The organism is Streptococcus parasanguinis (assembly GCF_047463195.1).
Taxonomy (GTDB): Bacteria; Bacillota; Bacilli; order Lactobacillales; family Streptococcaceae; genus Streptococcus; species Streptococcus parasanguinis_R.
Genome location: NZ_JASHEI010000011.1, coordinates 46004 through 57405 on the forward strand (window position 1 = coordinate 46004; position 11402 = coordinate 57405).

General features: G+C 44.8%; 9 protein-coding genes and 1 tRNA gene. 4 read left to right on the forward strand and 6 right to left on the reverse strand.

Annotated features, from left to right (window positions below; genetic code table 11):
• Window positions 1-242 precede the first annotated feature (242 nt).
• Together QM870_RS09360 and QM870_RS09365 are read left to right on the forward strand one after the other, a co-directional pair.
• Window positions 243-313, forward strand: a tRNA-Cys gene (locus QM870_RS09360).
• A 143-nt stretch (window positions 314-456) separates the two neighbouring features.
• Window positions 457-1215, forward strand: coding sequence for a hypothetical protein (locus QM870_RS09365; protein ID WP_414369370.1), 759 nt, complete (start codon window positions 457-459; stop codon window positions 1213-1215).
• Between the two features lie 251 nt (window positions 1216-1466).
• Here the strand turns inward: QM870_RS09365 and nusG are convergent, their stop codons facing one another.
• The 3 genes from nusG to rpmG all read right to left on the reverse strand — a co-directional run bounded on the left by nusG (window position 1467) and on the right by rpmG (window position 2529).
• Complete coding sequence (nusG, locus tag QM870_RS09370; protein WP_003002077.1) at window positions 1467-2003, reverse strand: transcription termination/antitermination protein NusG; 537 nt, start codon at window positions 2001-2003, stop codon at window positions 1467-1469.
• A gap of 187 nt (window positions 2004-2190) precedes the next feature.
• Complete coding sequence (secE, locus tag QM870_RS09375; protein ID WP_003002261.1) at window positions 2191-2367, reverse strand: preprotein translocase subunit SecE; 177 nt, start codon at window positions 2365-2367, stop codon at window positions 2191-2193.
• Between the two features lie 9 nt (window positions 2368-2376).
• Window positions 2377-2529, reverse strand: coding sequence for a 50S ribosomal protein L33 (gene rpmG, locus QM870_RS09380; RefSeq protein WP_003009043.1), 153 nt, complete (start codon window positions 2527-2529; stop codon window positions 2377-2379).
• Window positions 2530-2673: 144 nt separating this feature from the next.
• Here rpmG and ypfJ point away from each other — a divergent pair, with 144 nt between their 5' ends.
• A complete protein-coding gene (gene ypfJ, locus QM870_RS09385; protein ID WP_049492562.1) occupies window positions 2674-3585 on the forward strand; it encodes a KPN_02809 family neutral zinc metallopeptidase in 912 nt (303 codons plus the stop codon).
• A 328-nt stretch (window positions 3586-3913) separates the two neighbouring features.
• Here the strand turns inward: ypfJ and pbp2a are convergent, their stop codons facing one another.
• The gene (gene pbp2a / locus QM870_RS09390; protein ID WP_414369372.1) at window positions 3914-6148 is read right to left on the reverse strand and encodes a penicillin-binding protein PBP2A; all 2235 of its coding nucleotides are present in this window, start codon (window positions 6146-6148) and stop codon (window positions 3914-3916) included.
• A gap of 103 nt (window positions 6149-6251) precedes the next feature.
• Here pbp2a and QM870_RS09395 point away from each other — a divergent pair, with 103 nt between their 5' ends.
• Window positions 6252-7115: an RluA family pseudouridine synthase gene (locus tag QM870_RS09395; RefSeq protein WP_414369374.1), complete on the forward strand. Its 864-nt coding sequence runs from the start codon at window positions 6252-6254 to the stop codon at window positions 7113-7115.
• A gap of 279 nt (window positions 7116-7394) precedes the next feature.
• Here the strand turns inward: QM870_RS09395 and QM870_RS09400 are convergent, their stop codons facing one another.
• The gene (locus QM870_RS09400) at window positions 7395-9848 is read right to left on the reverse strand and encodes a GBS Bsp-like repeat-containing protein (protein ID WP_414369375.1); all 2454 of its coding nucleotides are present in this window, start codon (window positions 9846-9848) and stop codon (window positions 7395-7397) included.
• A gap of 138 nt (window positions 9849-9986) precedes the next feature.
• Window positions 9987-11402: GBS Bsp-like repeat-containing protein (locus QM870_RS09405; RefSeq protein ID WP_414369377.1), on the reverse strand; the 1416-nt coding region annotated here is incomplete at its 5' end.

Below are 11402 nucleotides of genomic sequence, written 5' to 3' on the forward strand. Positions count from 1 at the left end.
CCTTTTTTGTTTTTTTCTCCTCTCTCAGACGTCAACTTGCAGCACGACCACAAGGGCAACGGTGCCACAATGGATCCGAGATGAGTATTTGCTGTCTTAGACAACTCTATAAGTATAGCAGAAATCCCTAGAATTCGCAAGCTATTTGAGAGATTTTTTCAGTATTCTTCATCTGTAATGATTTGAAGGAAAAAGTTTTTCTTGACCTATCTTGTTTTTTAGGTTACAATATTATAAGTTACGGCGGTATAGCCAAGTGGTAAGGCACGGCTCTGCAAAAGCTTGATCGTCGGTTCAAATCCGTCTACCGCCTTGATAATAAAATTTTTTATCATCTTTTATCTTTTAAAAATTCCCCTAGCAATAGGGGATTTTTTGTTTCCAATTGCTCCATTCCTTGATTATTGATATAATAAAATCTCGCCTGATCGGCGAAACACATTAGAAAGGGTTATTATGAAAAACATTCGTTTCTTTACGATCGGCCTTCTTTCACTAGTAACACTAGCAGCTTGCTCACCTGCCAATTCTGGGCAACCAGCAAAAACAGCTTCTAGTTCTAGAAAACCGATCAAACAATCTTCAACCAAAAAATCATCTAGTAAACCGTCGAGCACTTCTTCAGACAGCACTAGCTCAGATGATTTTTCAGATCGCTACAGCATGGATCCAGACGATGGTTCTTCTCTCCAATATGTGCCGGGAGCCGCATCCATTCCTGAGATCGAAAAACTCAAGAACCTCCACCCTACCACTGGTTTTGTATTAAGAACCGAAGATGGACAAGAGGTTGGTGGGCCAAAAGAAAGAAGCAGTTACGATGATGTAGTTGCAGCCTTTGGTCAACCCGTAAGTAGTACAGACAGTGCGAATCCTGGCGATGGGGTCAATGTTTGGGCAACAGACAATGGCGATATCATGGCTTTCTTCCGTAATAATGTGTTAACAGATATCACCTTCCGACTAAGAGGGGGCGATGCCAACCACAAGTCTACTGGCAGCATTTCCAAATCCGATACACCAAAAACAGCTCTCGAGCGTCTCGGAAAACCCTATGCCATTATGCGTTCTGAACGTTGGACCAGTTATGTCTATAAAGATAGTAACGGGGACGAATCTAACTTCTCTACACAAGGAGACCAGATCGTTAATGTTATGTCTGCTGCAGAAACCAAGCGCTTAAAAGGCATCACCGGTCTAGATAAAAATCAATAACGATCCATACAAAGAGGCTGGGACAAAAGTCCTAGCCTCTCAATTATTTTTGGATTGTCGAGCAAGACGCAGTGGTTGAGTGCTCAAAGCACTGCTTTGAGGTGGTGGATAGAACTTGCGAAGCAAGTATCCTAAGTCTTTGTTCGCTTTTTAAGCTTCAAAAATACCCTATGTTGACGGAAACTATGTTTCCTTTATCTGCAACCTTCAACAGTCTCCCAGACTGTTGAAGCTGTCCCACTCTCTCTTTCTTACAATTCAGCAATTTGGTTCAAATTCACTTCTGCAACCGTATCGTTACCGAACATAGAAATGACCATTTTAACCTTGTTGTTATCAATTTCAGTGATCTTACCAGTATAGTCTGTGAAGGCACCGTCGATGATACGAACTGTATCGCCTACCTTGACATCCAAATCAAACTCTTGAACAGTTTGACCCATAGAGAGCAAGATACTGCGGATTTCTTCTTCCAACAATGGAGTTGGTTTTGAACGGTTTCCGTGGGATCCAACGAAACCAGTAACGTTCGGGGTATTCCGGACAACAAACCAAGCTTCATCTGTCATGACCATTTCGACCAAGACATAACCTGGGAAGCGGTTTTCTTCGATTTCTTTTGTTTTACCGTTTTTCTCAACTTGTACGGTTTGAGTTGGAATCTCTACGCGCAAGATGTTTTCTAACATATTGTAAGTTTGCGCACGTTGCAAAAGATTCTCTTTTACCTTGTTTTCATATCCTGAGTAGGTTTGTAGTACAAACCAGCCTTTATCAAAACTGTCCATTTGGGCATCCTTTCTTTCTGTTTAGCCTGCTCGAGCTTTTGTGAACACACTAAAAAAAGCCTCTTGGCTTTCCTTTTCCTAGCTTCATTATACCACATTTTGCCGGAATGCAAAGAGGTTTGCTGATTTATTTTTAAGAAAAGACCATAAAAAGCAGGACCCTTGGGATCCCGCCTGGCTTCTTTTCTTAAAAGAAATTGATCATGTGCAATAGGCCACGTGCAATGACTTTGTCAAACAAATAAATCAATGCAACAAAGAAAGCGGTGTACTCAATCACTGAGATAAAGTTTTTCCATCTTTCCTTGCGATTTGGCCAAGTTGTATCTTTTAGTAAGACGAAAATATCTTTAATGAATTTCACAACTCTCTCCTATCGTGTTTCTTTATGGATGGTATACTTGCTGCAATGTTTGCAGAATTTATTGACTTCTAGACGTGTTGGTTTTGGCGTCCCACTCAACTTAATGGAGTAATTGCGTGACCCACAAACCGTACACGCTAGACTTGCTTTTTTTAATGCCATAACGCCTCCGTTCACCCCATTATAGCAAGTTTTCCACGTTTTGACAAGAATAGAAAATCTCCTGTCAAGAAAAAAGCAAATCTAAAGCGTTATCACTCTGGTTTTTTCCTCATTTTTGGTAAAATAAAACAAAAGGAGACGAATATGAAAAGTGATAACCTAAAAGAAAGTAGAAATATCGAAGACCGTCGAGGGCAAAGCTACTCCCAATCTTCAGGCAATAGTAATCTTGGCGGGGGCATTTTACAAATCTTGCTATCGCCCGGAAGCTTCAAGAGTAAGATCGTCCTCATCCTTCTTCTGGTTCTTCTAGGAGGTGGTGGCGCTAGTCTTGGTGGACTCTTTGGAAACGAGACTTCTCATTCTTACCAGTCTAGCCAGATCACGCGCACCAACAAGACCCATGTCGACGATGCAGATGCTGAGTTCGTCAGCAAGGTCCTTGCCACAACAGAAGATCATTGGCACAAGGTCTTTCAAGCCGAAGGACGGACCTACCAGGAGCCCAAACTAGTCTTCTATACCGGACGGACAAAGACAGGCTGTGGAGTTGGGCAAGCATCGGCTGGTCCCTTCTACTGTCCAACCGACAAAAAGATTTATTTGGATATGAGCTTCTACAAGGAATTGACAACCAAATACAAGGCAAGCGGTGACTTTGCTATGGCCTACGTCATCGCCCACGAAGTCGGCCACCACGTACAAAACGAGCTGGGAATCCTTGGCAAATACCATCGGATGCAACAAGGTCTTTCTGAAAAGGAACGAAATGCCATCAGTGTCCGCATCGAGCTACAAGCAGATTATCTAGCCGGTGTCTGGGCCCGCTCCATTCAAGACCGAAACCTTCTGGATATCGGCGATATCGAAGAAGCCATGAATGCAGCCCATGCCGTCGGGGACGACACTCTCCAAGAGCAAGCCTACGGCTACTCGGTACCAGATAGCTTTACCCACGGAACTTCGGAACAGCGCATGCGCTGGTTCAAACGGGGCTACCAGTACGGAGATCTCCAACACGGCGATACCTTTAGCTTGTCAGATAGTGAACTTTAAACAAAGGTCTATTCAGAAATCCTTCTGAATAGATCTTTTAGAATATAGATAAATTGCATTTTACATAAAACAACTTAAGTGACGTTGAAAAATTAAAATAATTAATACTATTAGGATCATTTCAACAGAAACTTTCCGCCGTGAGAAAAGTGCTAGAAACACTAGTGTTTCTAGCACTCGGGAGTTTTGGAACCTTAGGTCCAAAACTAAGTCATGGAACTTCTTCGAAGTTCGCTGACGTCCGTACTCACCTAAGGAAAGTTTCTAAGAAGACTTTGTCTTCAATCTGCAAAAAACGATTCAGAAATTCCTCTGAATCGTTTTTTGATTAGAAACCAAGCCAGCCTTTGAAGGTATCCCAAGCGTTTTTCGCTTTTCCTGGGATATCGGCCTCGTCGATTGCTTTCTTCGCATCATCGACCATATTCGACGCCTTTTCTTTGACATCCTCAAAGAAACCTTTGTCTTCTTTGCTATCTGTTTCTGTCGTTTCTTCACCGACTGGCGCAATGCCATTTTCAGCATAAGAGTTCTTCACCGAGTCAAACTGGGTACCGTCTGTATAAGGCAGGACACTGTTGGCAACATTGCGGAAGATCTCTGACGCCGTTCCAGCACTACTGTCCGTCAGGTAGTGATTTTCATCGGTCGTTGGGAAGCCAAGCCATTGACTGATGACCACATCTGGCGTGTAGCCGATCACCCATTGGTCTCCAGAGAGGTCCTTGTTAAAGCTGGTCTCTGTCGTACCGGTTTTCCCTGCCATGGTATAGCCATAAGGCGCAGCGTTAACCCCTGTACCATTACTGAAGGTACCAAGCATCATATTGGTCATCTTATCTGTCGTTGAACCACTAAGCACTCGGGTTGATTTCTGGCTGTGGCTCTTGACCACTTGACCACTGGCATTTTCGATCTTGGTAATGAGGTGAGCATCATTCATGACCCCGCCGTTAGCAAAGGTCCCATAGGCCTGAGCCATCTGCATCGGATTGGTTGTCACACCGGCCCCCAAGGCAACGGCAAGCGACTTGTCCACCTTGTCCATGTTGAGTCCGAATTTTTTCCCGTATTCAAAGACCGTATCGAGACCCAAATCATTAGCGGTCGCTACGGCTGGAAGGTTAAGGGACTCTGCCAAGGCCTGGTACATCGGTACCGTTGGGCTAGACTGGATTCCCGCATAGTTATTGACCTCATAGCTTCCATATTGGGTGGTACTATTGTCCAACTCCTTATTGGTCGACCAACCTTCAGCAACAGCTGGGCTATAGACGACTAAAGGTTTGATGGTTGATCCTGGACTACGGGCAGCCTGGGTCGCGTAGTTGTAGGTACGGAATCCTGGATTTTGATCGCTTCCGACACGCCCAACGAGAGCCCGAACCCCTCCGGTTTTAGGATCGAGGGCAACACTACCAGATTCCGCGCGCGTGCCGTCTTCTGCTACTGGGAAGAGGGCCGTATTGTCATAGATCACCTGCATGCTTGCTTGGTAATTCTGATCCAGCTCTGTGTAGATCCGGTAGCCATTTTTGACAATGTCTTCTTCGGTCAGGCCGTATTCATTGACCGCTTCATTGATGACCGCATCAAAATAGGATGGGTAGCGGTAATCCTCCGACTTGCCTTCATAGGCATCGACCAGCTGGCCATGGATATCGACAGCAGCCGACTGATCAGCCGTTTTCTGGTCAATATAGCCAGCCGCCACCATATTTTGGAGGACCGTATTGCGGCGATTGGTCGCATTCTCTACTGAATAGAGCGGGTTATAGATCTCAGGTCCCTTGAGCATACCGGCGAGTACCGCAGACTGATCCAGGCTTAATTGACTGGCTGAAACCCCAAAATACTTCTTGGAAGCATCCTCAATTCCCCAAACCCCATTTCCAAAATAGGCATTGTTGAGGTACATGGTGAGGATTTCTTTTTTACTGTATTTCTTATTGATTTCAAGCGCCAGGAAGAATTCCTTGGCCTTACGCTCCACCGTCTGGTCCTGAGACAGGTAAGCATTCTTGGCTAGCTGCTGGGTGATGGTCGACCCACCACCTGAGCGACCCAGGGTCAAAATCGCTAAGAAGAAGCGACCATAGTTGATCCCGCTATTCTTGTAAAAACTCCGGTCTTCTGTTGCGACCACGGCATTTTGCAGATTCTCACTAATGGCATCGAGTTCGACATAGGTTCCTTTTTGCCCGGTCAAACTTCCCGCCTGGTCCCCATTCTTATCATAGATAATGGTAGTCGCCCTCAGTGCATTCTGCAAATCCTTGACGTTGGTCGTCTTAGCAAGGTAGAAAAGATAGCCCCCTGTCAAGAGGCTAAAGCCTAGCCCAATGATCAGGAGAATCTTGGTCAAATGGAATCTGCGCCAAAAACGACGGAAGGGATGCTGAGAGAGAGGCTTGCTTCTGTGCTTGCCTGAGCGACTATAGGTCGGCTCTACTGTCTCTTCCGGTAGTTCCGTGTCTGGCACATCTTCTGCCACCGCTTTGGGCGGATGATCCTTTCTAAAAAAAGTGATCAGGTTTTCAAATAATTCTTTTATTCTATTCATACCTGTTATTGTAACACCTTATCCTTGTCCTAGCAAGAAAAGATAGCTCATCCCCTTCTCCCATTTAGTTTTCTTTAAGCTTAGATTTTGCTACAATAGGGTCATGAACTATCAATTTACCATTCCACAATCCTTTCCCCAGATGACTGTGAAAGAGTTGCTTGAGGACTACTTCCTCATTCCCCGTAAGATCCGGCATTTTTTACGAACCAAGAAACACGTCTTGGTCAATGGCGAGACCATCAACTGGCAGAGCCCCGTTCAAAAAGGAGACCAGATCCAGCTGATCTTTGACGCGGACGATTACCCTGAAAAAGAGCTCCCAGCCGGAGACCCGAGTCTGGTCGAAGAGCTCTATCAGGATGAGCATGTCATCATCGTCAATAAGCTTGAAGGTATGAAAACCCATGCCAATGAGCCGACAGAAATTGCTCTTCTCAACCATGTTTCCAGCTATGTTAGATCCACCTGCTACGTCGTGCACCGCCTAGATAAGGAAACCAGCGGAGCGATTTTATTTGCTAAAAACCCTTTTATCCTGCCCATTCTCAACCGCATTTTGGAAGATAAAAACATCCAACGCGAGTACTGGGCCTTGATCCAAGGTAGCTTAGCACAAAAAAACATCGTCTACAAGGATAAAATCGGACGCGATCGCCACGATCGGCGCAAGCGCCTGGTCGATCCACGCAAGGGACAGTATGCAGAAACCCAGGTAACGCAACTGAAAAAAATCGGGCGCAACAGCCTGGTTAAATGCCAGCTTAAGACGGGGCGTACCCATCAGATCCGGGTGCATCTCTCCCATCATGGGCACCCGATTGTCGGGGACCCTCTCTATAACCCTGCACGCGGAGAGCGACTCATGCTCCATGCTCACCGCTTGACCTTCACTAATCCATTAACCCTTGAAACCATCCAAGTCGAAGCCCCTTCTAAGAGTTTTGAAGAAGGGTTGAAAAAATGAGAAAAGAACCGAAATAGTCTTCTTGGAGACTTTCCTTAAGTGAGTACGGACGTCAGCGAACTTCAAAGAAGTTCCATGACTTAGTTTTGAGCCCAAGGCCTCAAAACTCCCGAGTGCTTGAAATTCTAATATTTCAAGCACTTTTCTCACTGCGTAAAGTCTCCAGTCATTATCGAATAATTCAAAAGATAAAAATCATTTAAAACAATTGACAGAATCTCTCATTTTATTTTAAAAACTTATCTGCATTCAAAAAAGAAGCCTGTGGCTTCTTTTTTATTATTGATAGCGTGGGGTTGCAAATCCACGAATATTGCCATGTCCGATTCGGTAGGTATTGCGACGGACTTGGTTGTTGGAGTTTCCTTCAATGGTATGAATGATCCCATTTGAGACGCTCTCAACAATTCCGATGTGATCCGCAAAGCCATTGTTTTGTTGGCTATTTTGATCCCAGTTAAAGGTGATGATGTCCCCTGCTTTTGGTGTAGTGGTACCATCTTCATTCCAGATGCCCAAGCGTTTGAAGATCTGGATGTGACGTTCGACTCCACATTCACGGCCAATCAAACCGCTCAAACCTTCCCGCTGGAAGACTGTTGTGACAAAGATATCACACCAGTCATCGGTCGTCTTCACTGCATAACCAACTGGAAGTGGTTTAACACTGTTATAATCATTGACCAATTGTTGGTGAGCTGCAGTTCCGCCACGAACGCCTACTAGACTAGCTGCTGCCCGTAAGACACGGTCCCGTTGTCCATTCGTTACACGAGGACTAAAAGCAGTTTGATCTACTGTCGCACGGGGATGAAGGGCTGTTTGACCAAGGTTAAAGCCTTCAACGCCACCATCGACATAATCCACATAGACGTGAGTGGTATAGTTACCTGATTGGTACTGGTGATTGGCTGCAGAGACCTGCACTTCTGTATGCATTCCAGAAGGTGCTGTTGAATACCAGAAAAGATTTTCTTGGTGTGCTTGAGACCAGGCTGCGACACGGATGTTCTTAATCCGACGGCCCTGAGGCGCTTGATCCACCGTTACCGTATAGGTTCCAGCACCAGAATTGACATTCTTGATCCCTGTTTGTGTCTTCGTCTGAGCATTTCGGAATTCAACTTCTGTAGTCGTTGAACCGACACCCACACGAGAACCATCATTTTGAATATAGTAAAGGTGAATATGGTACTTACCAGTAGAGTTTTTATGATCGCTCGCTTTGACCGATACCTTGTAGTCTCCATTTGATTGACGAGTCGCTTCATACCAGCGAATATCGTCTTGGCCATCCTTATCAGACCAAGTTGGGACTTGAACGGTCCGCACACCTTTAGGACTGTAGACATCCTTGATGATGACATCAAAGGTACCCGCATCCTTGTTGTTGTTTTGGATCAAGAGACTAGCAGTTGGACGTGATTGATTTTTGTAGTCAATAAAGGCTTTCTTGACAAACTTGTTTTGTCCGTTAGCATCCACATAGAAGACCTGCGCTTCGTACTTGCCATCAGCGTTTTCGTGGTCACTAGCTTTGGCTGTTACAGTATATGAACCGTCTGCCTGGCGAGTTGGCGTGTACCAGATGATATCTTTCATCCCATTGGCATGAGACCAGAATGGAATCTTCACTTCTTTATAACCATCGAAACCTTGAAGGTTCTTAGCTGTAATAGTGAAAGTCCCGTCTGACTCTGATTTTGTAATGGTCAGATCAGCAGATGGTTTAGGAGCTGTGTAATCGATAAAGGCTTTCTTGACAAACTTGTTTTGACCTTGGGCATCCACATAGAAAACTTGCGCTTCGTATTTGCCATCAGCGTTTTCGTGGTCACTAGCTTTGGCTGTTACGGTATAAGAACCGTCTGCCTGGCGAGTCGGAGTGTACCAGATGATATCTTTTATCCCATTGGCATGAGACCAGAACGGAATCTTCACTTCCTTGTAGCTGTCGAAGCCTTGGAGGTTCTTAGCTGTGATGGTGAAGGTACCGTCTGACTCTGATTTCGTAATGGTTAGATCAGCAGATGGTTTAGGAGCTGTATAGTCAATAAAGGCTTTCTTAACAAACTTGTTTTGGCCTTTAGCATCCACATAGAAAACTTGCGCTTCGTACTTGCCATCCGCGTTTTCGTGGTCACTGGCTTTGGCTGTTACGGTATAAGAACCATCTGCTTGACGATTTGGAGTGTACCAGATGATGTCTTTCATCCCATTGGCATGAGACCAGAATGGAATCTTCACTTCTTCATAACCATCCAAGCCTTGAAGATTCTTAGCCGTAATGGTAAAGGTGCCGTCTGACTCTGATTTTGCAATAGTCAAATCTGCGGAAACCGGAGATTCCTGTTGAGGAACACTCTCATTTCTTGCTGCTACCACTCGTGCGCGTGCGCCATATGGTGCACGACTAGCTACCACAGCTGGTGCTGGTTGCTCTGATACAACCTTGTCGCTAGTGCCCTTGTCAGAAGACTGGTTATTGCTAAGAGTCGGTGTGACAGGTGCTGCCTCTGTTGCAACGGTATTTTCTGTCTGAATACCTTTCTCAACTCCCACTTCTTCGCTCACGGTATTCTGTGCTTCTGATGAAGTTGTTGTTGCAACGATAGCTGATGTATTTTCTGGTGTTTGATCAGACGCATGTTGCTCATCGGCTTTGACTTGTTGTGTCGAAAAAGCCAACAAAACGGCTGTCCCAGCATAAAAAATAAGATCTTTCTTTTTCATGTATCTTCCTTACAATTTTTTATACGGTTGTACCCACATAGTAGTATTATAGCACAAACCGCCGGATCAAGAAACAATATCATGAGAAGAATCCTATTTTTAAAGAAAACAGAAGGCCAGATTGGCCTTCTGTTTAGCTTATGCAAAAATTGAGAAGAAAGGTGCTCCAAGCTTGTTATCCATCGGGTCCTTACTCTTAATAGAGTGAAGATAATTGATGGAGTACCAGCCGTTGTTGCCGCTATTATATGGATCGCGAACATAGGTTCTTCCATTGTCATAACCATGCAAGACCAATTCATGAGTATAAGGATCGCTAGTAAATTGGCTATTGCCTACCGCAGCAAGTACATGCTTGCCAGCCATGAGGGCTTCTGCAATGCCTCCAGCTCCATTAATCAATTGGCTCTTCAAGCCCCAGTTACGAGTGGCAGCTACAATCCCATCAGAATCTGTTCCTGCTTCACCTTTGTTGAATGAATCAGTATTGTTGTAGAGATAATCAGCTACTGTTGTTGGCAAAATAGTTCTACCTAGGATATCTGTAAAGGTCATAGCAAGAGAGGTTGGCACACAACCTGACTGATCGACATTGCTCACACCGTAATATTTCCCAGCCCAACGAGGATCCCGTTGAGAATAATAGGTTGTTTGTGGATTCACCTTTTGATTTCGTGGAGACAAGGCTGTCTGACCGAGATTAAAACCTTCAACTCCTCCATCTTTGTAGTCTACATAGACGTGAGTGGTATAGTTGCCTGCTTCATTACCGTGATTATTGGTAGAGACAGTGATCTCTGTGTGCATACCTGTCGGTGTTGCGGAATACCAGTAAAGATTTTCTTGATGAGCTTTAGACCAAGCTGCGACACGAATATTCTTAATCTGACGTCCCTGAGGTGCTTGATCTACAGCTACTGTATAAGTCCCGTTCGTTGCATTGACATTCTTGATAGAAGCTTGCGTCTTGGTCATGGCATTTCTAACTTCTACGTCTGTTGTTGTGGTACCAATACCAATCCGAGATCCATCATTTTGAATGTAGTAAAGGTGAACATGGTACTTACCAGTAGAGTTTTTGTGGTCACTAGCTTTGACCGATACCTTGTAATCTCCGTTCGCTTGGCGTGTTGCTTCATACCAGCGAATATCGTCTTGGCCGTCCTTATCAGACCAAGTAGGAACTTGCACAGTCTGTACCCCTTTAGGGCTGTAGACATCCTTGATGATGACATCAAAGGTACCTGTATCCTTGTTGTTGTTTTGGATCAAGAGAGTACCGGTTGGACGAGATTGATTTTTGTAATCAATAAAGGCTTTTTTGACAAACTTGTTTTGGCCTTGAGCGTCCACATAGAAGACTTGCGCTTCATACTGGCCATCAGCGTTTTCGTGATCACTGGCTTTGGCTGTTACAGTATATGAACCGTCTGCCTGGCGAGTTGGCGTGTACCAGATGATATCTTTCATCCCATTGGCATGAGACCAGAATGGAATCTTCACTTCCTTGTAGCCATCGAAGCCTTGAAGGTTCTTAGCTGTGATGGTGAAGGT